General features: G+C 59.9%; 28 protein-coding genes. 19 read left to right on the forward strand and 9 right to left on the reverse strand.

Annotated features, from left to right (window positions below; translation table 11 throughout):
* Positions 1-241: hypothetical protein (locus ORL50_RS12145; protein ID WP_266014786.1), on the forward strand; the 241-nt coding region annotated here is incomplete at its 5' end.
* A 478-nt stretch (positions 242-719) separates the two neighbouring features.
* On the opposite strand, the gene ORL50_RS12150 is transcribed toward ORL50_RS12145, so the two are convergent.
* From ORL50_RS12150 to ORL50_RS12165, 4 genes are all read right to left on the reverse strand, one after another.
* The gene (locus ORL50_RS12150; RefSeq protein WP_266014789.1) at positions 720-1,631 is read right to left on the reverse strand and encodes an SDR family oxidoreductase; all 912 of its coding nucleotides are present in this window, start codon (positions 1,629-1,631) and stop codon (positions 720-722) included.
* Between the two features lie 245 nt (positions 1,632-1,876).
* On the reverse strand, positions 1,877-2,779 hold the full coding sequence (locus tag ORL50_RS12155) for an alpha/beta fold hydrolase (protein ID WP_266014792.1): 903 nt from the start codon (positions 2,777-2,779) through the stop codon (positions 1,877-1,879).
* A complete protein-coding gene (locus ORL50_RS12160) occupies positions 2,779-3,561 on the reverse strand; it encodes a class II aldolase/adducin family protein (RefSeq protein ID WP_266014795.1) in 783 nt (260 codons plus the stop codon). Before ORL50_RS12160 ends, ORL50_RS12155 begins: the two co-directional genes overlap by 1 nt.
* A gap of 102 nt (positions 3,562-3,663) precedes the next feature.
* Complete coding sequence (locus ORL50_RS12165) at positions 3,664-4,119, reverse strand: flavodoxin (protein ID WP_266014798.1); 456 nt, start codon at positions 4,117-4,119, stop codon at positions 3,664-3,666.
* Positions 4,120-4,222: 103 nt separating this feature from the next.
* On the opposite strand from ORL50_RS12165, the gene ORL50_RS12170 reads away from it, so the two are divergent.
* A complete protein-coding gene (locus tag ORL50_RS12170) occupies positions 4,223-4,699 on the forward strand; it encodes a PAS domain-containing protein (RefSeq protein ID WP_266014801.1) in 477 nt (158 codons plus the stop codon).
* A 54-nt stretch (positions 4,700-4,753) separates the two neighbouring features.
* Positions 4,754-5,359: a hypothetical protein gene (locus tag ORL50_RS12175; RefSeq protein WP_266014804.1), complete on the forward strand. Its 606-nt coding sequence runs from the start codon at positions 4,754-4,756 to the stop codon at positions 5,357-5,359.
* A 14-nt stretch (positions 5,360-5,373) separates the two neighbouring features.
* Here ORL50_RS12175 and ORL50_RS12180 read toward each other — a convergent pair whose 3' ends face one another.
* Positions 5,374-6,333: a MerR family transcriptional regulator gene (locus ORL50_RS12180; protein ID WP_266014807.1), complete on the reverse strand. Its 960-nt coding sequence runs from the start codon at positions 6,331-6,333 to the stop codon at positions 5,374-5,376.
* Positions 6,334-6,544: 211 nt separating this feature from the next.
* Between ORL50_RS12180 and ORL50_RS12185 the strand changes: the two genes are divergently transcribed.
* The 11 genes from ORL50_RS12185 to ORL50_RS12235 all read left to right on the forward strand — a co-directional run bounded on the left by ORL50_RS12185 (position 6,545) and on the right by ORL50_RS12235 (position 15,407).
* On the forward strand, positions 6,545-7,114 hold the full coding sequence (locus tag ORL50_RS12185; protein WP_266014810.1) for an antibiotic biosynthesis monooxygenase: 570 nt from the start codon (positions 6,545-6,547) through the stop codon (positions 7,112-7,114).
* A gap of 167 nt (positions 7,115-7,281) precedes the next feature.
* Complete coding sequence (folM, locus tag ORL50_RS12190; protein WP_266014812.1) at positions 7,282-7,992, forward strand: dihydromonapterin reductase; 711 nt, start codon at positions 7,282-7,284, stop codon at positions 7,990-7,992.
* Between the two features lie 21 nt (positions 7,993-8,013).
* Positions 8,014-8,589, forward strand: coding sequence for a GTP cyclohydrolase I FolE (folE, locus tag ORL50_RS12195; RefSeq protein ID WP_266014815.1), 576 nt, complete (start codon positions 8,014-8,016; stop codon positions 8,587-8,589).
* A 2-nt stretch (positions 8,590-8,591) separates the two neighbouring features.
* Positions 8,592-8,963, forward strand: a complete 372-nt coding sequence (folX, locus tag ORL50_RS12200; protein ID WP_266014818.1) for a dihydroneopterin triphosphate 2'-epimerase — start codon at positions 8,592-8,594, stop codon at positions 8,961-8,963.
* A 97-nt stretch (positions 8,964-9,060) separates the two neighbouring features.
* Complete coding sequence (locus ORL50_RS12205) at positions 9,061-9,357, forward strand: DUF1244 domain-containing protein (protein WP_007944633.1); 297 nt, start codon at positions 9,061-9,063, stop codon at positions 9,355-9,357.
* On the forward strand, positions 9,350-9,688 hold the full coding sequence (locus tag ORL50_RS12210; protein ID WP_266014822.1) for a HopJ type III effector protein: 339 nt from the start codon (positions 9,350-9,352) through the stop codon (positions 9,686-9,688). Before ORL50_RS12205 ends, ORL50_RS12210 begins: the two co-directional genes overlap by 8 nt.
* Before the next feature lie 157 nt (positions 9,689-9,845).
* Entirely contained in the window at positions 9,846-11,096 is a 1,251-nt protein-coding gene (locus tag ORL50_RS12215) for a 2-aminoadipate transaminase (protein ID WP_266014825.1), read from the forward strand.
* Positions 11,097-11,312: 216 nt separating this feature from the next.
* Entirely contained in the window at positions 11,313-12,287 is a 975-nt protein-coding gene (locus ORL50_RS12220; RefSeq protein ID WP_266014828.1) for an amino acid ABC transporter permease, read from the forward strand.
* 69 nt (positions 12,288-12,356) lie between these two features.
* Positions 12,357-13,085, forward strand: a complete 729-nt coding sequence (locus ORL50_RS12225; protein ID WP_266015382.1) for an amino acid ABC transporter ATP-binding protein — start codon at positions 12,357-12,359, stop codon at positions 13,083-13,085.
* Between the two features lie 45 nt (positions 13,086-13,130).
* Positions 13,131-13,964, forward strand: coding sequence for a transporter substrate-binding domain-containing protein (locus ORL50_RS12230; protein WP_266014831.1), 834 nt, complete (start codon positions 13,131-13,133; stop codon positions 13,962-13,964).
* 159 nt (positions 13,965-14,123) lie between these two features.
* Positions 14,124-15,407, forward strand: a complete 1,284-nt coding sequence (locus ORL50_RS12235) for an NAD(P)/FAD-dependent oxidoreductase (protein WP_266014834.1) — start codon at positions 14,124-14,126, stop codon at positions 15,405-15,407.
* A gap of 170 nt (positions 15,408-15,577) precedes the next feature.
* On the opposite strand, the gene trxB is transcribed toward ORL50_RS12235, so the two are convergent.
* The gene (trxB, locus tag ORL50_RS12240) at positions 15,578-16,540 is read right to left on the reverse strand and encodes a thioredoxin-disulfide reductase (RefSeq protein WP_266014837.1); all 963 of its coding nucleotides are present in this window, start codon (positions 16,538-16,540) and stop codon (positions 15,578-15,580) included.
* Between the two features lie 312 nt (positions 16,541-16,852).
* On the opposite strand from trxB, the gene cysZ reads away from it, so the two are divergent.
* Positions 16,853-17,605 (forward strand): sulfate transporter CysZ, encoded by a 753-nt coding sequence (gene cysZ, locus ORL50_RS12245; protein ID WP_266014840.1) that lies wholly within the window; start codon positions 16,853-16,855, stop codon positions 17,603-17,605.
* 39 nt (positions 17,606-17,644) lie between these two features.
* Positions 17,645-18,844, forward strand: coding sequence for a glycosyltransferase family 4 protein (locus tag ORL50_RS12250; RefSeq protein WP_266014843.1), 1,200 nt, complete (start codon positions 17,645-17,647; stop codon positions 18,842-18,844).
* Between the two features lie 153 nt (positions 18,845-18,997).
* Here the strand turns inward: ORL50_RS12250 and ORL50_RS12255 are convergent, their stop codons facing one another.
* From ORL50_RS12255 to ORL50_RS12265, 3 genes are all read right to left on the reverse strand, one after another.
* On the reverse strand, positions 18,998-20,101 hold the full coding sequence (locus ORL50_RS12255) for an NADH:flavin oxidoreductase (RefSeq protein ID WP_266014846.1): 1,104 nt from the start codon (positions 20,099-20,101) through the stop codon (positions 18,998-19,000).
* 183 nt (positions 20,102-20,284) lie between these two features.
* Positions 20,285-20,767 carry a glutathione peroxidase gene (locus tag ORL50_RS12260; protein ID WP_266014848.1) on the reverse strand — a complete coding sequence of 161 codons (483 nt, stop codon included), beginning with the start codon at positions 20,765-20,767 and terminating at the stop codon, positions 20,285-20,287.
* Between the two features lie 123 nt (positions 20,768-20,890).
* The gene (locus ORL50_RS12265) at positions 20,891-21,376 is read right to left on the reverse strand and encodes an FKBP-type peptidyl-prolyl cis-trans isomerase (protein WP_045061434.1); all 486 of its coding nucleotides are present in this window, start codon (positions 21,374-21,376) and stop codon (positions 20,891-20,893) included.
* Between ORL50_RS12265 and ORL50_RS12270 the strand changes: the two genes are divergently transcribed.
* From ORL50_RS12270 to yihG, 3 genes are read left to right on the forward strand one after another with little or no spacing between them, the layout of a single operon-like run.
* Positions 21,345-21,683 (forward strand): DUF3565 domain-containing protein, encoded by a 339-nt coding sequence (locus ORL50_RS12270; protein ID WP_266014855.1) that lies wholly within the window; start codon positions 21,345-21,347, stop codon positions 21,681-21,683. The genes ORL50_RS12265 and ORL50_RS12270 overlap by 32 nt on opposite strands.
* A 58-nt stretch (positions 21,684-21,741) precedes the next feature.
* A complete protein-coding gene (pta, locus tag ORL50_RS12275) occupies positions 21,742-23,841 on the forward strand; it encodes a phosphate acetyltransferase (protein ID WP_266014858.1) in 2,100 nt (699 codons plus the stop codon).
* Complete coding sequence (gene yihG, locus ORL50_RS12280) at positions 23,842-24,747, forward strand: 1-acylglycerol-3-phosphate O-acyltransferase, YihG family (protein ID WP_266014860.1); 906 nt, start codon at positions 23,842-23,844, stop codon at positions 24,745-24,747.
* Positions 24,748-24,819 lie beyond the last annotated feature (72 nt).

Below are 24,819 nucleotides of genomic sequence, written 5' to 3' on the forward strand. Positions count from 1 at the left end.
CCTACAGAGTGGTCCAAAAAAACTGGACCGCTGCAAGCCAGCTCCTACAGGGGAGGCGTTTGTCCTGGGGGCCCGCGTTATCGTTTACCTCCATCGCGAGCAAGCTTTGCTCCCACAGTTGTTATCTCCAACAGTTGTTATCTCCAACAGTTGTTATCTCCAACAGTTGTTTTCTCCAACAGTTGTTATCTCCAACGGTTGTCATCTCCAACAGTTGTCACCTTCAACAAGTGTCACCTGACTCAGGTGTTCATTTCAAACTCAGTGAATGTGCACGACCAGACAAGCGCAGCGCGCCGGCTTGATGCCTTGGTCGGCCCGAAGGCCGCCACGGCCCGGTTGTTGATCGCGGACGCCCCGTTAACCACGCTGGCCGAACGCAGGTATTGCGTAGCGGGTAAACCGGCAAGGATGCCGGTTTAGCCGCGCTGGGCCATGGATGGCCCATCGCGGCGACCCGCGGAGCAATGCCTGCGTTCGGGCACACCGAGCCCAGGCGAGGTGCCGAGTGGTGGGGCAAGAGCGTTTTGGTTACTTTTGCGCTCTATCAAAAGTGACCCGCCGTAAGGGCGGAACCCTTAGAAGCCGTTACCGCAGCAACGGATATGTACGCCAAGCAAGATCAAAAGATCGCAGCCTCGTTTCACTCGACAGCTCCTACAGAAAACGGCGTAAACCTGCTCGAAGGGAGATATCCACAGGCAAAGAAACGCCTCCCCTTACAACGAATACTTCTGCAAATTCCCCATCATCTCCTTCAGCGCCTCGATATTATCCTTGGGATGCGCCGCGCCCTCGAAATCACAAATCTGCTGCCAATTCGCCGCAACGTCTTCCGGCGAGAATCCCACCCGTGGATCAAACCCGGCGCCCAGGCTGCGCTCCCAGCGGACCTTGCCCATCCAGCCACCGCCCACCTCGAACAGTCCCGAAGTCTCTTGGCAGTTTTCGCTGGCCAGGTACACCACCAACGGGCTGACCAACTCCGGTTTGAGTTGCTCGAACACTTGCGGCGGAATCAGGCCTTCGGTCATACGAGTGCCGCCAGTGGGAGCGATGGCGTTGACCAGGATGTTGTTCTTGCGACCCTCGATGGCCAGCGTACGAGTCAGGCCATAGAGGCCGAGTTTGGCCATGCCGTAGTTGGACTGGCCGAAGTTGCCGTAGATGCCAGAGGTCGAAGCGGTGAAGATCACCCGGCCGTAGTTTTGCTCGCGCATGTGTGGCCAGGCGGCGCGGGTGACTTTGTAGGCGCCTTCAACGTGGACGCGGTACACCAGGTCCCAATCGGCGTCTTCCATTTTGTGGAAAGTTTTATCGCGCAGGATCCCGGCATTGTTGACGACTACATCGACCCTGCCGAAAGCGTCCATGGCGTGCTGGACTATTTTGTCGCCGTCGGTGACGGAGTCGTGGTTGGCTTCGGCGGTACCGCCCGCTTCACGAATTTGCGCGACCACCCGATCCGCCGCCGAGGCGTTGGCGCCCTCCCCCTGGGCCGAACCGCCGAGGTCGTTGACCAGTACCCGAGCGCCCTGCTTGGCGAACAGCAGCGCATGGGCGCGACCAAGGCCGCCGCCGGCACCGGTGATGATCACGACTTTATCTTCGAAGCGCACAGACTCACTCATGGGGGACAACTCCAGGCCAAGGGGATATGAGTCCGAGTGTCAGGCACGGGGCTGCGGGTCACAATGAAAACGGCTGGGGCTGAATAGTGCTCGATAAGGTAGGGGGATGATGCGGTTGGTGGCGCCTCGCAGATTCGTCGCGGCTAGTGTTGCGGTGGTGAGTTTGATGACGCCATCGCTGGCAAGCCAGACTCCTACAGGGCCCTGGTGTGGCGCAAATCCGTAGGCGATGGGCTCGCCAGCTCCTACGAACACGCCACCTTGCGCGGCGGCAGCACGCAATTCTCGCGGAACTCCAGGTAATGCTTGAGCACCTGCGCCGGCGCTTCTATCTGGGGATAGTGCCCAATATCGGCCAACAACACGGTGTCGGGGTTGGGGATCAGCTGCCGATAGCGTTCGACCATATGCCCGCCGGAAATCGGATCAGCCTCGCCATCGATCACCCGCATCGGCACTTCGTTGAGTTGCATGGCGGCCACCCAACGCTCGCGCAGCGCCCGTCGCTCGGGAATATAGCCAATCAATTTGTGCATGATGCGCGGGCCACGGTTGCTTTCCACCAGGCTCCAGAAGTCGTCCATCTCACTCTCGCTTGGGCGACTGTGCGGGCCGAAGACATTGCGGAAACTTTTCACCAGTGCATCCCGGTTGAAGGCACGGCCGATCATCCAACCCAATGGGCTGAGCAGCAGTTTCTGCACCATTAGTGCGCGATGGGTTTCAGGAAACAGACCGCCGTTGAGGAACACGCAGCTGGCCAGTTCGACGCGAGCTTCGTGGTGCCGGGCCAACAGTTCCTGGGCAACGCTGTCACCGTAATCGTGGGCGAGCACATGCACCGGGTCCTGAACCTGCAGATGCGCCAGCAACGCCTGCTGCAAATCGGCCTGCTCCAGCAGGCTGTACTCATGCCGGGACGGCTTGGCGGAATCACCGAAGCCGAGCATGTCGCAGGCAATCACCCGATAACGCTGGGCCAGGGGCTGCCACAGGAAATGCCAGTCCCAACTGGCGGTCGGAAAGCCATGGATGAGCAGCAACGGCTCACCCTGCCCCGCCGTCCAATAACGGATGTGCTGGCCGCGGAACACAAACGTCTGGCCGCGCTTGCGCCAGACACACAGGGGAATCTCGGCGAGAGCCATCAGAGTTTATAACCAGGGTCGAGTTGATCGAGTTTGCGCAGCAACGCTGGCCAGGCCAGTGCACCACCCATCCCTTGAGCACTTTTGGTGACGCCGGCGATCATCGCCTTGGCGCCAGCCAGAATCTGCGGTGCGATGGCAATCAACTCGGCACCACCGTTTTGCGCCAGCACCTGGATATCGCAGGCACGCTGGAAGGTGAACATCATCAGGAAAGTGTCAGCGATGGTGCCGCCACAAGTCAGCAAGCCGTGGTTGTGCAGCATCAGGAAATTTTTGTCCGCAAGGTCGGCCTGCAGTCGCACCTTCTCTTCATGGTTGAGCGCAACGCCTTCGTAGGCGTGGTAGGCCAGGCTGGACAGGACAAACAACGACTGTTGACTGATCGGCAACATGCCCTGCTTCTGGGCCGAGACTGCAACGCCGGAGGCGGTGTGGGTATGCAAGACGCAGACGACATCGTGACGCACTTCGTGCACGGCACTGTGGATGGTGTAGCCCGCCGGGTTGATCTCGTAGGGACTGTCCATCAGCTTATTGCCGGCCTGGTCGACCTTGACCAGGCTCGATGCGGTGATCTCGTGAAACATCAGCCCAAAAGGGTTGATCAGGAAATCTTCGGTGCCGGGCACCTTGGCGGATATATGGGTGAAGATCAGATCGTCCCAGCCATGCTGGGCAACCAGGCGATAGCAGGCAGCCAGGTCAACGCGAGCCTGCCATTCAGCGGCGCTGACCTGATCTTTGACGTTGGAAGGTGACAGGACGGAGGCTACGGTCACGACAAGGAACTCCTGTTCTTATTGTTTTGCACGTGACAGCAGTCTAGTCAGCCCCCGGGATTCGCGTAGTTGCATTGGCAGCCAGCTTGATGGCCGAGCGAGTCAGTTACGCAACGCATTCACCAGTTCTGCCAGCCAGGGCTCGGCATCGGTTTCCGGAGTGACGCTTTCGCTGGCGTCCAGTCGCAACATCGGCAGTACCTCGCGAACGCCCAACTCGCCAAACAACTCACGCATCAGCTCGCCGCCACCACAAAAGGTATCGCCGTAGCTCGCGTCGCCCAAGCCGATGACGGCACCTGGCAGACCGCGCCAGGCTGCCGGCAGCTGATCGCGAATGGCGAAATACAGCGGCTGCAGGTTGTCTGGCAACTCGCCCATACCCGTGGTCGAGGTCACGGCGAGCAAGGCTTCGGGGCCAAAAGCCTGGGCGTCTGCAAGCGTTGCCCGAGGGTTATGCCAAGTTTCGAACCCGGCTTGCTTCAAAATGTTTGCCGCGTGACGGGCGACTTCTTCGGCCGAGCCGTAAACCGAGCCGGAAAAAATGGCGACTTTCATCAATCTGATCCTGATCCTGAGTAAATAAGGAGGATATTAACAGCAGCTCAGTGTTGGTTTCTTTTAGAATGCGAATGCCAATCAAACTGGAAGGGATTCTTCAATGATCAACGCCCAGCTGCTGCAACTGGTCATCAACGCTTCGAACGACGGCATCGTGATTGCCGAAAAGGAAGGCGACCAGGACACCATCCTGATCTATGTGAACCCGGCATTCGAACGCCTGACGGGCTACACCAGCGAGGAAATCCTGTATCAGGACTGCCGCTTCCTGCAGGCCGGCGACCGCGCCCAGGAGGCCCTGGTAGTCATCCGCGAAGCCGTGAGCCGTGGTGGCTCGTGCCGGGAAATCCTGCGCAACTACCGTAAGGACGGCACTCCATTCTGGAACGAGCTGTCGCTTTCCACGGTAAGAAGCGAGAGTGATGGGATCACTTATTTCGTGGGTGTGCAGAAAGATGTCAGCGTCCAGGTCAAGGCGCAGCACCGAGTTGCGCAGCTGGAAGCGCAATTGGCCGAAGTCCAAGCCGAGCTCGCCGCACTCAAAGCGACGAACGGTAAAAACAAAAAGGCGAATTAATTGTCATTAACTACAATCACCGATGACTTTGTAACTATTTCTTTCGAGTAGATCATGCACCGCGACGCGCTCCTGACTCAGGATGAGCTGGATTTCATCCAGACCATGCAACATAACCCGCAGCTGAATGTGCGGGATGCGACGTCGAGCCTGCTGGTCAACGGTGGTTCGCAAATCCGTGATCTGCTCACGCGCCTGGCCGCGCACGAGCAAGTCACCATCCAGGCCAACTTCGAAAATCAGCAGATGACTTTTCCGTTGCACCTGGTGGAAGACGAGTTTCACGCGCTGCACCTGCGTCTCGGTGTGCCCAGCATCTATGAAGACGGGCCAATGGTCAGGCCTTGGCGTCTGGTGCTCGAGGAGCCGGTAGCCCTGGAAAATGCCAACGGCCAGCCTGGCACCCTGTGGGTCCACGAAGTGTCGTTCAAGGGTGTGTTGCTGGAAGTACGCAACAAGACCAAACCGCCTAAGCACTTCGCCTTGTGGTTCAGCCCTTCCGGGTATGAGCGGATCGCGTTGCGCGGCACGTTCGAGAAAGAAACCGAGAGCGGCTTTTATGCCTATCAGTTGAGTCAGAGCGACAAGGACGAAACCGAACGGCTACGCCAGTTTATCCTCCAGCAGCACCGCCTGACCCACCCCGCCCTGCATCTCTGATCTTGTATCCCTGCTCAGGTATCGAGAGTGCCCGCCAGAAATTGCTTCAGGCGCTGGCGCATCGTTACCCCTTCACTGCCCAGGCAGCCGATGGACGACCCAGCGAGACTCTCCTGCGCCAGGTCGGACGCATCCCCCGCCAATAACAGCTGACAATCAAGGCTCAGGGCCAGACGATTCAAGCGTCGAGGCAAGTCGGCGGCCGGCGCATGATTGGAAACCAGCACCAATGCTTGCGGCTTGACCCGCTGGCAGACCAGCGTGAGTTCATCAAATGGCTGACCGATCGACAATAACTGGATGGCCGAGTCGACATGGCTGAGGTACAGCGCCGTGACCAGCACTTCGAGCTCACGGGCCTGATCGCCCAGGGCGCAGACAATCACCCGGCGCGGTTGCATTACGCGCACCAACAGCATGCGCTGCAACACCCGGGAGCGCAGAAAACCGTCGAGGAATAGCCATTCGCTGGTCTGCCCAAAGGCATCATGGCGCTGCAGCAACTGTTTCCACAGTGGCATGAGGATGTCCTGGAAAACCACCGCCAGTGGATAACTCGAAAAAATCTGGCCGTAGATCTGTTCCAGCTGCACTTCGTCAAAACCACTGACGGCCGCCTGCACCTGCTCCTGCCACTGGACATAGTCGGCCAGCACCAGCTCATCAGGAATGATTTTGGCCAGCGCCTGGAGCGGTTCGGCCTTGGCCAGGATCTTGCCGACCTTGCTGACCGCGACTCCACGCTCGATCCAGCCAAGAATGCTGCGGACTTTTTCGATATCGGCCATGGAGTACAGCCGATGCCCGCTTTCGGTGCGAGTCGGCTGAATCAGCCCATAACGGCGCTCCCAGGCGCGAAGTGTCACCGGATTGATACCGGTAAGGCGCGACACTTCCCGAATGGGGAACAGGTCTTCGCGCTCCAGCGAGTGCGCTTGCAGCGAATCCGGAGCGATATCAGTCGATACAGGCATTTCGCGGTCCACATCCATGTATAAAACGGCTCTTATCTTACCTCTCCTGCCCCCCGGCCATTCAAGATATTGATGATTCACTAAAGTCGCTGGTGAAATATCAAGAATCAGGAATAATCCTTGCTTGATTGAAGACGCAGCCCATCACCCCGGTGCTGCGCCTGGCGAATCTCCTACCCGGAGTGCCGCAATTGTCTTACGGAGATACACAATGTCTACTTCACCCGTCACGTTGATGGTTGCGCGCCGAGTCGCCGATGGGCGCTACCAGGACCTGATGGACTGGCTGCGCGAAGGCGAACAGCTGGCCACCGACTTCAAGGGTTATCTCGGCTCCGGCGTGCTCGCTCCGCCACCCGGTGATAACGAATTCCAGATCATCTTCCGCTTTGCCGACGAGCAGACCATGCACGCCTGGGAGCACTCCGCCTCGCGTACCGCCTGGCTGGCCCGTGGCAGCGATTTGTTTGCCCATCCCAAGGAGCATCGGGTCAGCGGCATTGAAGGCTGGTTCGGCGCCGCAGGTGCGCGTCCGCCGCGCTGGAAACAGGCAGTGGCTATCTGGCTGGCGTTCTTTCCGGTGTCGCTGCTGTTCAACTTCGTACTGGAGCCATTGCTGGGTGAGCTGAGCCTGTTGCCGCGGGTGCTGGTCAGTACGTTGTGCCTGACGCCGTTGATGGTTTATTTCTTCATTCCGCTGTCGACGCGGATCCTGGCGGGCTGGCTGAGTGGCAATTCGGCGCGGCGGGTGGCGGTGAAGGCTTCTGCGCAAAATCATTGAGATTGGGTTGAAGTCATCGCGAGCAAGCTTTGCTCCCACAGTCCTCAATTCTCAATTCTCAATGCTCAGTCCTCAGTCCTCAGTCCTCAGTCCTGGAGACCACAGGACTGAGGTAGATGCCCGCCGTCGCTGGTATAGTTTTGCTCTTATCGCAAAGCGAGCCCGACATGACCCCTTGCGCAGCTCCCATCCTCATCACCGGTGCCGGCCAGCGAGTCGGCTTGCACTGTGCGCAGCGATTGCTCGAAGAAGGTCAGCCGGTCATCTTCAGCTATCGCAGCGAACGCCCCGGGGTGCAAATTCTGCGCGATCTGGGGGCTACGGCAGTGTTCGCCGACTTCTCCAGTGAGGCCGGGATACTCGCCTTCATCACCGAACTGAAAACCCTCACCGACAGCCTGCGGGCCATCGTGCACAACGCCTCCGAGTGGCTGGCCGAAACCCCGGACACCGACGCGCAGGCCTTCTCCCGCATGTTCAACGTGCATATGCTCGCGCCCTACCTGATCAACCTGCACTGCGCCGAACTGCTCCAGCGCTCGACCCCTGCAGACATCGTGCACATCAGCGACGACGTGACGCGCAAGGGCAGCAGCCGTCACATCGGCTATTGCGCGAGCAAGGCCGGGCTCGACAGCCTGACGCTATCCTTCGCCGCCAGGTATGCTCCGACCATCAAGGTCAACGGCATCGCCCCCGCCCTGCTACTGTTCAACCCTGACGACGACGCGGCGTACCGCGCCAAGGCCCTGGCCAAGTCCGCGCTGGGCATCGAGCCCGGTAGCGAAGTGGTCTACCAAAGCCTGCGCTACCTGCTCGACAACCCCTATGTCACTGGCACTACCCTGACCGTCAACGGCGGACGGCACGTCAAATAAACTGCCCCGCGAGGATCTCCCATGACACTAACGCCACCGCGCAACGGCCTGACCCAGAGCTATCGCGAGATCCTCATCGGCATCGGTGAGAACCCCGACCGCGAAGGCCTGCTCGATACTCCCACACGAGCTGCCAAGGCCATGCAGTACCTCTGCCATGGCTATGAACAGAGTGTTGAAGAGATCGTCAACGGTGCGCTGTTCTCCTCGGACACCGACGAGATGATCATCGTCGCCGATATCGAACTCTACTCATTGTGCGAACATCACCTGCTGCCCTTCATCGGCAAGGCCCATGTGGCTTATATTCCGACCGGCAAGGTGCTGGGCCTGTCGAAGATCGCGCGGCTGGTGGACATGTTCGCCCGCCGCCTGCAGATCCAGGAAAACCTCACCCGGCAAATCGCCGAGGCGGTGCAAGACGTGACCGGTGCCGCCGGCGTCGCGGTAGTGATCGAAGCCCGGCACATGTGCATGATGATGCGCGGCGTGGAAAAACAGAATTCGACCATGAACACTTCGGTGATGCTCGGCGCCTTTCGCGAGTCGAGCAATACCCGCCAGGAGTTCCTGCAATTGATTGGACGGAGCAAGTAGCAATGCCACAACTTCAGCCAGGAATGGCGCGCATCCGGGTCAAGGACCTGTGTTTGCGCACCTTCATCGGAATCAACGAGGACGAGATCCTCAACAAGCAGGACGTGCTGATCAACCTGACGATCCTGTACGCGGCCCAGGAAGCGGTGCGCGACAATGATATCGATCACGCGCTGAACTACCGGACCATCACCAAGGCGATCATCGCTCACGTGGAAGGTAACCGCTTCGCCCTGCTCGAACGCCTGACCCAGGAGATACTCGACCTGATCATGCTTAACGAGTCGGTGCTGTACGCCGAGGTCGAAGTGGACAAGCCCCACGCACTGCGCTTCGCCGAATCGGTGTCGATAACGCTTGCGGCGAGCCGCTAAGCTTCAAGCCTGGAGCTTCAAGCGATAAACTGAGTGCCACCGCAACCCAACTTGCAGCTTGAGGCTTGCCACTTGAAGCTGTCTCGCAGAGAACCCCATGACCGACCAACAACGCCTCGAACTCGAAGCCGCCGCCTTCCGCCGGCTGGTGGCTCACCTCGATAGCCGTAAGGATGTGCAGAACATCGACCTGATGAACCTCTCCGGGTTCTGCCGTAACTGCCTGTCCAAGTGGTACAAGGCCGCCGCCGATGAACGCCAGATCGACGTCAGCCTCGACGACGCGCGCGAAGTCGTCTACGGCATGCCGTACGCCGAGTGGAAAGCCCAATACCAGCAAGAAGCCAGCGCCGAACAACAGGCGGCGTTCGCCAAAGGAAAACCCAATGAGTGATTTGAACACCCTGAGCACCAGCCTCAAGAGCGGCGAACACATGTTTGCCGACACCCTGGCGTTCATTGCCGCCGGTTACGACTACCAGCCACAGGCGTTCGTCAACGGTGGCGTGGAAAACGCGGCCGGGCAGAACGAAGGTTCGTGCAAAACCCTGGGCCTGGCGCTGCTTGAAGGCCTGAGCGATGAAGAGGCACTGTTGGCGTTTGGCGAGCATTACCGCTCAGTGGTCGCCACGCCCGAGGGCAGCGACCATGGCAATATTCGGGCGTTGATTGCCAATGGGTTGGCAGGGGTGAAGTTCAGTGCGCAGCCGCTGACTCGTCGCTGACCTGAAATCAAAAGATCGGGCCGCGTTCGGACGATCTTTTGATCTTCCAAAACATCCCGACTTTTAAGATTGACCCGGCGACTTTATTTCGTTTGCCCGCCACCACTGCTCACGGCTTAGATAAAAAGAAGCATCCCTTCTTCAGAGTCGGTCACCCATGAGCAGCGAAACCATTAGCCGTTCGATCAACGTGGTTCACCCCGTCACCCTCAGCCACGGCAACAACGCCGAGGTCTGGGACACCGCTGGCAAGCGCTATATCGACTTCGTCGGTGGGATCGGCGTGCTCAACCTCGGTCACTGCCACCCACGCATCGTCGCGGCCATCCGCGACCAGGCCACCCGCCTGACCCATTACGCATTCAACGCCGCCCCGCACCAGCCCTACATCGATTTGATGGAGCGCCTCAGTGCCTTTATTCCCGTGGACTACCCGGTCAGCGGGATGCTCACCAACAGCGGCGCAGAAGCCGCAGAAAATGCCTTGAAGATCGTCCGTGGCGCCACCGGGCGCAGTGCCGTGATCGCCTTTGACGGCGCGTTCCACGGCCGGACCCTGGCGACCCTCAACCTCAACGGCAAAGTGGCGCCCTACAAGCAGAAAATCGGCGTGCTGCCCGGCCCTGTGTACCACCTGCCCTATCCGAGCCGGGACAATGGCGTGAGCTGCGCTGAAGCCCTGAAAGCCATGGAGCGCCTGTTCAGCGTGGAAATCGACGTCGATGACGTCGCCTGCTTTATCTTCGAACCGGTGCAGGGCGAAGCGGGCTTTCTCGCGATGGACCCGCAGTTTGCCCAGGCACTGCGGCGCTTTTGCGACGACAAGGGCATTGTGCTGATCGCCGACGAGATCCAGTCGGGCTTCGGCCGTACCGGCCAGCGTTTCGGGTTTTCGCGCCTGGGCATCGAGCCAGATCTGATTCTGCTCGGCAAAAGCATCGCCGGCGGGATGCCACTGGGGGCCGTGGTGGGGCGCAAGGAGCTGCTCGACGTATTGCCCAAGGGCGGGCTGGGCGGCACATATTCCGGCAACCCCATCGCCTGCGCCGCCGCGCTGGCGACCCTCGACGAAATGACTGACGCACAGCTGCACAATTGGGGCGCGCAGCAGGAAGAAGCCATCGTCAGCCGCTATCAGTCCTGGATCGCCAGGCAGCTGTCGCCCTTTCTCGGGCGCCTGACCGGGGTGGGCGCGATGCGCGGCATCGAGCTGAGTCACCCTGACGGCACACCCGCTGCGGCGCAGCTCACCCAGCTGCTGGCCCTGGCCCGCGATTCCGGCTTGCTGCTGATGCCCAGTGGCAAGTCGCGGCACATTGTCAGGTTGCTGGCCCCGTTGACCACCGAGGCTGCAGTGCTGGAGGAAGGACTGGATATCCTTGAAGCCTGCCTGGCGAAACTCGACTGATAGCAAAATGAGCTCAGGGACTGACGTAGCGAATTATGGTCGCTTGCAGTCGCGGATTTTGCGTCGCAATACTCATTGAAGAACTCGATTCAAATTTTCCGCCCTTGGCGATCTCAGGGTCGCCATCGCCGGCAAGCCGGCTTCTACAAAAGCGCGGTGTACATTAGCCCCCAATCTTATTAGCGAGATCATCATCATTTAGACGCCGAGGCCTGCATGTATCACGACAATATAATTTATAAAAAGAAGTCCAACGATCCTCAATTCCTCCTCGGCGTCGCCGTTGTGCTGTTCCTCGGCGCCTACCTGATGAACCTGGGGAACAGCGCCCTCAGCAACTTCCTGCATCCGCTGCTGGGCAATGCGCCCGACAGCCTGACCGCCCGCAACATCGCCATCGGCTTGGCCATTGCCGTGCTGGGAACCCTGAATTTCCACGTCCTCGGACGCCTCAAGTTCAAGGTGCAGACCACGGTGGTGTGGATCGAACTGCTGATCCTGTTCCTCGCGTTCTTCGACACCTTCAACCTGTCTTACAGCTTTATACTCGACAAGGTCGGCTTCCTGATCATCCAGGGTGCTGCCACTACGCTGTATATCTCGGCAGTGGCGATCGTGATTGCCTTCGTCCTGGCGCTGATCGGTGCGGTCGCCAAGCTGTCGAACAACGGCCTGGCCAACGCCCTCGCCTCGTTCTACACCTCGTTCTTTCGCGGAGTGCCATTGCTGATCCAGATCTACCTGATCTACCTCGGCCTGCCACAACTGGGTTATGTAGTCGACGCTGTCCCGGCGGGCATCCTCGCGTTGTCGCTGTGCTACGGCGCCTACATGACGGAGATTTTCCGCGCCGGCATCCAGAGCATTCCGGTGGGCCAGTGGGAAGCGTCCCGGGCCCTGAACATCAGCCCGTTCAAGACCTTGAGCCGGGTGATCATGCCCCAGGCCCTGCGCGTGATTATCCCGCCGACCGGCAACCAGTTCATCGCCATGCTCAAGGACAGCTCACTGGTCTCGGTGATTGGCGTGTGGGAGTTGATGTACCTGGCCAAGACCCAGGGCCGTGCGGACTTTCGCCACCTGGAAATGCTGATCACCGCTGCAATGATCTACTGGGCGCTGTCGTTCATTCTCGAGCGAGTGCAGGCGCGAATCGAAAAACGGGTCAACCGATCCACGGCAAGGGGTTGATGGCTGATGTCTCTTACCAGTACCGCAGAACGTCTCGACCTGGCCCCCGCAGCGCCAGCTAATTCTTCGATGATCAGCATCACCGGCTTGAACAAGTGGTACGGCAATTTTCATGCGCTACGCGATGTCGACCTGAACGTCGCCGCCGGTGAAATCCTGGTGGTGTGCGGGCCCTCGGGCTCGGGCAAGTCGACGATGATTCGCTGCATCAACCATCTGGAGAATTTCCAGAAGGGCCAGATCAAGGTCAACGGGATCATCCTCACCAGCGAGGCGGAAAGTGTCAGCGCCGTGCGCAGTGAAATCGGCATGGTGTTCCAGAGTTTCAACCTGTTCCCGCACCTCAGCGTGATGGACAACCTGACCCTGGCACCGCAACTGGTGCAAGGCGTGTCGGCGGCCGAAGCGAAAAAGCGCGCGCAGGTGTACCTGGAGCGGGTGCGCATTGCCGAACATGCCGACAAATATCCCTCGCAATTGTCCGGAGGCCAGCAGCAGCGCGTAGCGATAGCCCGAGCGCTGTGCATGAACCCCAAAGTCATGTTGTTCGATGAACCGACTTCTGCCCTCGATCCGGAAATGGTTCATGAAGTCCTGGACGTGATGGGCGAGCTGGCCACCGACGGCATGACCATGATCTGCGTGACCCATGAAATGGGCTTTGCCAGCAAGGTCGCCGACCGCGTGCTGTTCATGGACCAGGGTCAGGTGATCGAACAGGCCACCCCGGCTGAATTTTTCAATAACCCACAGACCGAACGTGCGCAGAAATTCCTGTCGCAGATCATCGGACACTGAAGACCGCTTCGCCCGCCATAACAATAACGAGACATGGAGATGGACATGGTCAGAAGTAAACGCGTACTCACCCTCGCCGCCGCAATGTCGCTGTTGTTTGTCGGCGCCGCCAATGCCGGTGCGGTGCTGGACAAGATCCAGAGCAGCAAGACGATGACGGTTGCCACGTCGGCCACCTGGCCGCCACAAGGCTTCATCAACGACAAGAATGAAATCGACGGTTTCGATATCGACGTCTCGAAAGAAATCGCCAAGCGCCTGGGCGTCGAGGTCAAGTTCATCACGCCCGACTGGGATGTAATCACTGCCGGCAAGTGGAACGGCCGCTGGGACATGTCCGTGGGTTCGATGACCGCGACCAAGAGCCGCGCGCGCATCCTCGACTTCCCCGGCACTTATTACTACGTTCCCTACGTGTTTGCCGTGCACGACAAGTCCTCGGTCACCGACCACAAGGCGCTGAATGGCAAGACCATCGGCGTTGAAGGCGGCACCACTTCCGAGGACTTCCTCAACCAGGCCCTGGCCATCGAAACCACCGATGTGCCGCCAGTGGTGTACGACGTCAAGACCGAAAAGATGAAGACCTACGCCGGCTCCGTCGGACCGCTGGACGATCTGCGCCTGGGCGATGGAGCCCGCCTGGATGCCATCCTGACCCAACGCAGCACCCTGGATGCGGCGGTCAAAAAAGGGTATCCGCTGCGTGCTGTGGATAACGCTGTCGCGTTCTACGAACCGCTGGCTGTGGCGACCGACAAGGGTGACCCGGAGTTGAAGGCGAAGCTCGGTACCATCATTGAAGAGATGCACAAGGATGGCACGCTGGCCAAGTTATCGACCAAGTGGTACGGCGTCGATTATTCGACCGTCAAGTAACCCGACGGGAGCAAAGCTGCTCCTGCCCTGTGGGAGCGGGCTTGCTCGCGAAAGCGGTTTACCCGTCAAACCATTCAGTGCCTGATTCACCGCTTTCGCGAGCAAGCCCGCTCCCACAGGATTGGGTGTGATTGGTCAACTATTTTCAAGGATCGACCCATGTCCTTCCCCAATACCTGGTACTCCCAAACCTCGCTGCCCCGGGCGGCCAGGTCCGCACTCAATACCGATGAAAGCTGCGACGTGTGCATCATCGGTGCCGGTATCGCCGGCCTCACCGCCGCCCTGGAACTGACCCGGCGCGGCAAACGGGTGACCCTGCTCGAGGCCCATCAGGTTGCCTGGGGCGCATCCGGGCGCAACGGCGGCGTGGTCTCGCCTGGCTGGGCCGAAGGCTCCGGCGCCATTCGCAAAAAACTCGGGCTGGATCAGGCCAGGGCGCTGTTCCAGATGTCAGTCGAAGGCGTACAGATCGTGCGCGACAATATCGCTGAACTGGCGCTGGACGGTTGCGCGCCATCCGCCGGCACCATCCGGGTCAAGCGCTACGACGACGGCGCTGGCGTGAAGTCGCACATCGAAACGATGCGCCGCGATTTCGGCTACGAACTCAATTACCTCGACACCGCGCAGGTTCGCCAACGCGCTCACACCCTGCGCTATTTCCAGGGAGTCGAAGACCCCAACGCCATGCATTTTCACCCGCTCAATTACTGCCTGGGCCTGGCCCGGTCCATCGAAGCGGGCGGTGGCAAGATTTACGAACAATCAAAAATGCTCGCCTGGCACCACGAAGGCGCGGACAAAGTAATCAACACGGCTCACGGCAGTGTGCGCTGCCAGCACCTGGTGTTCTGTGCCGGCGGTTATGGTGGCCCGGAGCTGCAGAAACTCAGCCGCGCCTACCTGCCGATCGCCACGTACGTGGTGCTGACCGAGCACCTGGGTGACTCGATCAAGTCCGTGCTCGATTCCGGCGCAGCGTTCTCCGACGACCGCCGGGCTTCGGATTATTATCGGGTGGTGGAAGGTGATCGACTGCTGTGGGGCGGGCGCATCACCACGCGCAATGAACAGAACGAAAAAGCCCTGGCGGCCATGCTCAAGGCAGACATGGTCTCGGTCTATTCACAGCTGGCCTCGGTGAAAATCGACCTGGCCTGGTCCGGACTGATGGGATACTCAACCAACAAAATGCCTAACCTGGGGCTGCTGGAACCGGGGGTGTGGGCGTGTACTTCGTTTGGTGGGCATGGGTTGAATACCGGTTCGATTGGCGGTCGAGTGATCGCCGAAGCGGTGTGCGGGGAGAGTCGGCGGTATGAGCTGTTCAAGCCTTACTTACTGGACTGGAACGGTGGGCCATTTGGCCGGGTGGCGGCGAATGCGATTTATCAATCGTTGAAGGTGATGGATTTCGTCCAGGAAAGGATTCGCGGTTGACCACGATAAATGTGGGAGCGGGCTTGCTCGCGAAAGCGGTTACCAGTCCAACCATTCAGCGCCTGATTCACCGCTTTCGCGAGCAAGCCCGCTCCCACCTGTAACCTGCGGCGCTAATCACAATGTGCACAAAAAAACCGGCCGAAGCCGGTTTTTTCATTACAACGATCTCAGAACTTGGCGTTCTGCAGGTCGTCCAGGTAGCGCTCGGCATCCAGTGCCGCCATGCAGCCGGCACCGGCGGAGGTGATGGCCTGGCGGTAGACATGGTCAGCCACGTCGCCCGCAGCGAAGATGCCTTCCAGGTTGGTCGCGGTGGCGTTGCCTTCACGGCCGCCCTGGATCACCAGGTAACCATCTTTCAAGGTCAGTTGGCCTTCGAACAGCGAGGTGTTCGGCGTGTGGCCGATGGCGATGAACACGCCGTCGACTTTCAGCTCGTCGAAGCTGCCGTCGTTGTTCTTCAGGCGCGCACCCGTGACACCCATGTTGTCGCCCAGCACTTCGTCGAGGGTCGAATTGAGCTTGAGGACGATCTTGCCTTCGGCAACCCGCGCGTTCAGCTTGTCGATCAGGATCTTCTCGGCGCGGAAGGTTTCGCGACGGTGGATCAGGGTCACGGTGCTGGCGATGTTGGCCAGGTACAGGGCTTCTTCCACTGCAGTGTTGCCACCACCGACCACAGCCACCGGCTTGTTGCGGTAGAAGAAACCATCGCAGGTGGCGCAAGCCGAAACGCCCTTGCCCATGAACGCTTCTTCCGACGGCAGGCCCAGGTAACGAGCGCTGGCGCCAGTGGCGATGATCAGGGCGTCACAGGTGTAGGTGCCGCTGTCGCCGGTCAGGCTGTAAGGCTTGGAAGCAAAGTCCACGGCATTGATGTGATCGAAAACGATCTCGGTCTCAAAGCGTTCGGCGTGCTCTTTCATGCGTTCCATCAACGCCGGGCCGGTCAGGCCGTGGACGTCGCCGGGCCAGTTGTCGACTTCGGTGGTGGTGGTCAGCTGGCCGCCGGCCTGCATGCCGGTGATCAGCAATGGCTTGAGGTTGGCGCGGGCGGCATAGACCGCGGCGCTGTAACCGGCAGGGCCGGAACCGAGAATAATCACTCGCGAATGACGGACTTCAGACATGACCTGCTCCTGTTAACCGGCCGAAAAAACTGGCACGGAACGCCGGGGTGCCGGCGGGAATAAAAAAGGACCGTTGAAAGCACTTGGGGAAGGCTTGGGCTCGACAGTCCTGTAAAAAGAATGGGTGCAGCTTATCGAGGGGGCGAAGATTAAGGAAATACGCATTAACAATCCAGCTCATAGCGGGTCTCTATCCGGTGACACGAATATATAGACTAATTTGTTAAAGCAGATGTCGCCGCTGCTACCGCGCTTTCGCCCCCTCGGCAAAGCCGGTAAGGTCGGCGCGTTTCCCCTTGCTCGGAGCCCTCTATGCCCGCCCCCGTACTCTCTGGCCCGCAATACCTGCGTGAAGGTCTCAAGCTGGTCCTGAGCCCTGGCCTGCGATTGTTTGTGCTGTTGCCACTGGTAATCAACCTGGTGCTGTTCGTCGGATTGATCTACCTGGCCAGCCATCAGTTCAGCCTGTGGGTCGATACGCTGATGCCATCCCTTCCCGACTGGCTGAGTTTCCTCAGTTACATTCTGTGGCCAATTTTCGTGGTACTGGTGGTATTGATGGTGTTTTTCACCTTCACGATGCTGGCCAACATAATCGCTGCACCCTTTAACGGCTTTCTCGCGGAAAAAGTCGAAGTGGTGGTGCGCGGCACCGACGACTTCCCCGCCTTCAGCTGGGGTGAACTGATTGCCATGATCCCGCGCACCCTCGCCCGGGAGATGCGCAAGCTCGGCTACTTCCTGCCGCGAGCGCTGGGGCTATTCATCCTGTCCTTCATCCCCGTGGTAAACATCATCGCTGCGCCGCTGTGGCTGCTGTTCGGGGTGTGGATGATGGCGATCCAGTACATCGACTATCCGGCGGATAACCACAAGCTCGGCTGGAACGAGATGCTTGCCTGGCTGCGCGAAAAGCGTTGGCAGAGCATGAGTTTTGGCGGGAGTGTTTACCTGGTGCTGTTGATTCCAGTGGTGAACATTCTGATGATGCCGGCAGCCGTAGCCGGCGCAACGTTGTTCTGGGTGCGTGAACGAGGCGCGGAAAACCTGGTAACCCAGGGCTGACTGTTCACAAATCCATCATTTCTCCGTCACACCGACGACATGGCCCCAGCCGACACTGGGGTCATGACGACAGCTCTGCATATCACCCTGATCACCGAAACTTTCCCTCCCGAAATCAACGGCGTGGCCAACACCCTTGGCCGTTTGTGCGACGGCTTGCGCGCGCGTGGGCATCGCGTGGAGCTGGTACGGCCGCGTCAGGATGGCGACCAGCAGTTGGCTGGCGACGATGAGTTGCTGCTGTGTCGGGGTTGGCCGCTGCCTGGGTATCCGGGGTTGCAGTGGGGGCAGTCGTCCATGCACAAACTGCTGCGACGCTGGCAGCGCCATCGCCCCGACGTGCTGTACATCGCTACGGAAGGGCCGCTGGGGTTGTCCGCGTTACGTGCTGCTCGGCGCCTGGGGATTGCCGTGGTCAGCGGGTTTCACACCAATTTCCAGCAGTACTCCAGCCAGTACGGGCTCGGTCTGCTGACCCGGCTGCTGACCCACTACCTGCGCTGGTTTCACAACCGTTCGAGCCTGACGCTGGTGCCCAGTGTCAGCCAGCGCATGGAACTGGAGCGTCGGCATTTCGAGCGATTGGCCTTGTTATCCCGCGGGGTCGACAGCCAGCTGTTTCATCCGACCAGACGCTTGCCGGCACTGCGTGAGCAATGGGGCCTGGCCGAGCGTGACATCGCGGTGATCCATGTCGGTCGCCTGGCGCCGGAAAAGAACCTGGGCTTGCTCAAGCATTGCTTCGAAACGTTGAAGGCGACTTATCCACAGAAGAATCTGAAATTGATCGTGATCGGCGATGGCCCGCAACGAGCAGCCCTCGAAAAGGAGCTGCCCGAAGCGATCTTCTGCGGCGCAAAGCGTGGGGAAATTCTGGCCAGCCACTATGCGTCGGGGGATGTGTTTCTGTTTCCGAGCATGACCGAGACGTTCGGCAATGTAGTGCTGGAGGCACTGGCGTCGGGCCTTGGTGTAGTGGCTTACGATCAGGCAGCAGCGGCCCAGCATATTCGCCATGGCTACAACGGAGTGCTGGCAATGCCAGGGGATGAAGACGCGTTCTGTGATGCGGCGGCCTGGTTGCTGGAGGAGCGCGAGACGCTGCGCTGCGTGCGACTGAATGCCAGGCAGCACGCAAGCCGCCAGGGCTGGCCGGCGATTATCGAACAGTTTGAGGGTCAGTTGCGCGGGGCTTGCGCAGGGGAAATGGTGGTGCCGAATGCGCCAACTACCCCTTGAAATCTCGGGTGGCAGACAGTCAGTCATCGCGGGCAAGCCTTGCTCCCACAGGTTTGGTGCTGGTCACAGCTTTTGTGAAAACCACAAAACCCGTGTCAACCACTAACCGGTGGGAGCAAGGCTTGCCCGCGATGGGGCCCGCCCAGGCGCCGCTTAAACCAACGTCATCAACGCCTCACGACTGAACGGCAAAATCTCCTCCTCACGCCCATCCCGAACTTTCTGCGCCCAGTCCGGATCCACCAGCAGTGCACGCCCTACCGCCACCAGATCGAACTCGTCATTGTTCAAGCGCTCCAGCAGCTTTTCCAGGCTGGCCGGCTGGGCGATCTTGTCGGTGTTGACCATGAACTGCAGGAACTCGCCGTCAAGGCCAACGCTGCCCACGGTGATGGTCGGCTTGCCGGTGAGCTTTCGGGTCCAGCCCGCCAGGTTCAGTTCGGAACCCTCGAACTCCGGCTCCCAGAAACGGCGAGTCGAACAGTGGAAAATATCCACGCCGGCGTCGGACAGCGGCTGCAGGAATTCGCCCAGCGCTTGCGAGGTCTGCACCAGGCGTGCGGTGTAATCCTGCTGCTTCCATTGGGAGAAACGGAAGATGATCGGGAAACCTTCGCCGACCGCCGCACGCACGGCTTGAATCAACTCGATGGCGAAGCGCGAACGGTTCGCCAGGCTGCCACCATACTCGTCGGTACGCTGGTTGCTGCCTTCCCAGAAGAACTGATCGACCAGATAGCCATGGGCGCCGTGGATTTCCACGCCGTCCATGCCAATGCTCTGGGCATCTTTGGCCGCCTGGGCAAACGCGGCGATCACATCCTGAATGTCCTGTTTGCTCATGCCGTGAACCACGACCTGACCGTCCTTGAGCTTTTCCGACGGACCGTAGCCCGGCACGCTGGCGTCAGGTTCGGTGCCGATGCGCCGCACGCTACCGACATGCCACAACTGCGGAACGATTTTGCCGCCTTCGGCATGCACTGCATCAACCACTTTCTTCCAGCCGGCCAATGCGGCCTCGCCGTAGAAGTGCGGCACGTTCGGGTAGCCGTTAGAGGCCTTGTGGCCGACGGTGGTGCCTTCGGTGATGATCAGCCCAACGCCCGCCGCAGCACGGCGACGGTAGTACTCGATCACCTTGGAATTGGGCACGCCACCTGGGGAAAACGAACGGGTCATGGGCGCCATGACGACGCGGGTCGGCAGTTCGAGGCCACCGAGGTGGAACGGTTTGAACAGGGCTTTGACGGGCATGGGACGCTCCACGGGGGATAGGCTTTATGACAGCCATAATATGGAGAGCGTCGAGCCGTGGGAAGCATTATTGATTTTGGTGATTTAGAATCAAAAGATCGCAGCCTGCGGCAGCTCCTACAGGTGTTCAGTTTCCTCTGTAGGAGCTGCCGCAGGCTGCGATCTTTTGATCTTGATGCTGTTTCAGCTCAGCGCTTTCTCAATCGCCTGAACGACCGAGGCATCATCCGGCGCCGTGCGCGGCGAGAAGCGCGCCAGCACGCGGCCGTCCTTGCCCAGCAGGAATTTCTCGAAGTTCCAGGTAATGTCCCCGGGAAATTCAGCCCCCTCGCCTGCCAGCAGGCGATACAACTGATGACGGTCATGCCCGTTCACTTCCAGCTTGCTGGACAACGGAAACGTCACGCCATAGTTGAGGCTGCAGAAGTCCTGGATCTCCTGCTCAGTCCCCGGTTCCTGCCCGGCAAACTGGTTGCACGGCAGCCCGAGCACGCTGAAACCCTTGTCCTTATATTGCTGGTACAGGTTTTCCAGCGCCGCATATTGCGGGGTCAGGCCACATTTGGAGGCAACGTTCACCACCAGCACGACGCGCCCCTTGAAAGGCGCCAGCGGTAGCTCCTGACCATCCAGGGCTGTCAATTTAAGGTCGTGAAAAGCACTCATGACGAACTCCAAATTCCCGTGTTCTTCTCGAAACAGCCACCTGGCGGCGCTGCCATGGACAACCGCGGACTAAAAAAGGCGCCCTCGGGCGCCTCTCCAGTTCTCTGAGCTTAGCGCAGAAAATCAGTGGTGATGACCACCTTCGCCATGGACGTGACCATGGGCGACTTCTTCCTGGCTGGCGTCACGGATGTCGATGATCTTGACCTGGAAATTCAGGCGCTGACCGGCCAACGGATGGTTGCCGTCGACAGTCACGTCGTCGCCGTCCAGATCGCGGATGGTGACGATCTGCATCTGGCCGTCCGGAGCGGAAGCGTGGAACTGCATACCCACTTCCAGTTCGTCGACGCCTTCGAACATGCTGCGGCTCAGGGTGCTGACCAGTTCGGCAGCGTATTCGCCGTAGGCATCTTCAGGTTCAACGGCTACGGTCAGCTCGTCGCCGACTGCTTTGCCTTCCAGGGCTTTTTCCAGGCCTGGAATGATGTTGCCTGCGCCTTGCAGGTAAACCAGCGGCGCGCCGCCGGCGGAGCTGTCGATGACCTCACCAGCGTCGTTGGTCAGGGTATAGTCGATGGAGACAGCCTTATTGGCGGCGATCAGCATGGGGCGAGACCTTTTGCAGAAGAATATAGAAAGACCAAGTTTAGCGAAGCAATCGTCCGAAAGCGAACACAACCCGGACAGACGGAACGCAGCGCCAGGCTCGACGGTCACAGGTTTTCATCAGGACGAGGACGGGCATTGGGTTGCCGAGCTGTCCTGCGGCCATACGCAGCACCTGCGGCACCAGCCGCCGTGGCAAAACCGGGCCTGGGTCACGGAGCCTGCACAACGGCTTGAAAAAATAGGCCAGCCCTTTGCTTGCGGTTGGTGCGCACAAGGCTCGGTTAGCGATAACCTTGGCGACTGAAATTTCGGTAGACCTCCAAAGATAGAAGGTCACCCCTGCGCTCCCTTAGAGAATCCGCATGCAAACTTTTTTTATTGCACCCACCGATTTTGGTGTGGGCCTGACCTCAATCAGCCTTGGCCTGGTGCGCACCCTCGAACGCGCCGGTCTCAAGGTCGGCTTTTTCAAACCGATCGCCCAACCGCACCCGGGCGACACCGGCCCTGAACGTTCCACCGAACTGGTGGCGCGCACCCACGGCCTGAAACCCCCGCAACCCCTGGGCCTGGCTCACGTCGAGCGCATGCTGGGCGACGGACAGCTCGATGAGTTGCTCGAAGAAATCATCACGCTCTATCAACAGGCGGCCATCGGCAAGGACGTATTGATCGTCGAAGGCATGGTTCCGACCCGCAGTGCCAGCTACGCAGCCCGGGTCAACCTGCACCTGGCCAAGAGCCTGGACGCCGACGTGATCCTGGTCTCGGCGCCGGAAAACGAAGTGCTGACCGAGCTGTCAGGTCGAGTGGAATTGCAGGCGCAGCTGTTTGGCGGCCCGAAGGACCCGAAAGTCCTCGGAGTGATCCTCAACAAGGTCAAGACCGATGAAAGCATGGAGGTCTTTGCCTCGCGCCTGAAGGAACACTCACCCTTACTGCGCAGCGGTGATTTCAAACTGCTCGGCTGCATCCCGTTCCAGCCGGAACTCAACGCGCCGCGCACCCGCGACGTCGCCGACCTGATGGGCGCGCAAATTCTCAACGCCGGGGATTACGAAACCCGGCGCATGAGCAAAATCATCATCTGCGCCCGCACCATGCGCAACACCGTGGAGTTGCTCAAGCCCGGCGTGCTGGTGGTGACCCCTGGCGATCGCGACGACATCATCCTCGCCGTCAGCCTCGCCGCCATGAACGGCGTGCCCCTGGCCGGGCTGTTGCTGACCAGCGACACCCTGCCCGACCCGCGCATCATGGACCTGTGCCGCGGCGCCTTGCAGGCCGGCTTGCCGGTGCTGTCGGTGAGTACCGGTTCCTACGACACCGCCAACCAGTTGAACGGCCTGAACAAGGAAATCCCGATCGACGACCGCGAGCGCGCGGAGATCATCACCGACTTCGTCGCCAGCCATCTCGACGCCAACTGGCTACACCAGCGCTGCGGTACTCCGCGGGAAATGCGCCTGTCGCCGGCGGTGTTCCGCTATCAACTGATCCAGCGCGCCCAGGCCGCCAACAAGCGCATCGTGTTGCCCGAGGGCAGCGAGCCGTTGACCGTGCAGGCGGCCGCTATCTGCCAGGCCCGCGGCATCGCTCGCTGCGTGTTGCTGGCCAAGCCGGCAGACGTCGAAGCCGTGGCTCGCGCGCACGATATCGAGCTGCCGCCGGGGCTGGAAATTCTCGACCCGGACCTGATCCGCGAGCGCTACGTCGAGCCAATGGTCGCACTGCGCAAAAGCAAAAGCCTCAACGCGCCAATGGCCGAACAGCAACTGGAAGACACTGTGGTAATCGGCACCATGATGCTGGCGCTGGACGAGGTCGATGGCCTGGTGTCCGGGGTCATTCACTCCACCGCCAACACCATCCGCCCGGCCTTGCAATTGATCAAGACCGCGCCGGGCTGCACCCTGGTGTCGTCGGTGTTCTTCATGCTGTTTCCTGAAGAAGTGCTGGTCTACGGCGACTGCGTGATGAACCCGCACCCGAGCGCCGCCGAACTGGCGGAGATTGCCCTGCAGAGCGCTGACTCGGCGGCTGCTTTCGGCATCACTCCGCGAGTGGCGATGATCAGCTATTCCAGCGGCGAATCCGCCAGCGGTGAAGAAGTCGAGAAGGTCCGCGAAGCGACGTTGCTGGCCCACGAGCAGCAGAACTCATTGCTTATCGATGGCCCGCTGCAATACGACGCCGCCGCCAACGAGACCGTGGCCCGGCAACTGGCACCGAACAGCCAGGTGGCCGGGCGTGCCACGGTGTTCGTATTCCCCGACCTGAACACCGGCAACACCACCCACAAAGCCGTGCAACGCAGCGCCGACTGCGTCAGCCTCGGGCCGATGCTGCAAGGCCTGCGCAAACCGGTGAACGACCTGCCGCGCGGCGCGCAAGTCGATGACATCGTGTACACCATCGCGTTGACCGCGATCCAAGCCGCCAACCGACCTATGGATCTTTAAATGCTGGGTTTCCTGCCTGCCGCCGTGCGCGGCGTGATCGCCTCGATTTTGCTGGCGCTCAATACCATCCTGCTGTGCTCCTTCCTGTTCTGCGTGGCGATCTTCAAGGTGCTGCCTTTCGCCATCACCCAGCGTTTCACACTCTGGCTGATGAGCCACACCCACGAAGCCTGGATCAGCAACAACAAGGCCTGGATGGACCTGGTCTGCCGCACCCGCTGGCACCTCAGCGGCCTGGAAGGCCTGGACTACCAGCACTCCTACCTGATCACCAGCAACCACCAGAGCTGGGTCGACATCATGGTGCTGCAGTACGTGCTTAACCGCCGTATCCAGCCACTGAAGTTCTTTCTCAAGCAGGAGCTGATCTGGGTCCCGGTCATCGGCCTGGCATGGTGGACCCTGGGCTTCCCGTTCATGAAGCGCTACTCCAAGGCCTACCTGGAAAAGCACCCGGAAAAGAAAGGCAAGGACCTGGAAACCACCCGCAAGACCTGCGCGAAATTTCGCAATCATGCAGTGGGGATGTTCAACTTCGCCGAGGGCACGCGCTTCACTGAAGGTAAACATGCACAGCAGAAATCACCGTTCAAGTACCTGTTAAAACCCAAGGCTGGTGGCATTGCGTTTGTGCTGGATGCGATGGGTGAGCAGCTGGAGTCGATCGTCAATGTGACGATTCATTATCCTGGCGGCCGGCCGGGGTATTGGGATTTGCTCTGCGGGAATGTGCAGGACGTGGTGGTGCACTTCCAGGAATTGAAGATTCCACCGGAGTTCATTGGTAAGAACTATGAGCAGGATGGTGAGTACCGGCTGCAGTTCCAGGGGTGGATCAATCAGTTGTGGCTGGATAAGGATGCGTTGTTGGAGCAGATGCACCGGGAGTATCCGGTTCGGACGTAAGTCAGTGCGAAATTCGCTCCTGCAATTTTCGGCTTGCAGGAGCGATACGGCATCGACTTGGTTTTGACAACT

Source organism: Pseudomonas sp. RIT-562, assembly GCF_026241895.1.
Taxonomy (GTDB): Bacteria; Pseudomonadota; Gammaproteobacteria; order Pseudomonadales; family Pseudomonadaceae; genus Aquipseudomonas; species Aquipseudomonas mandelii_F.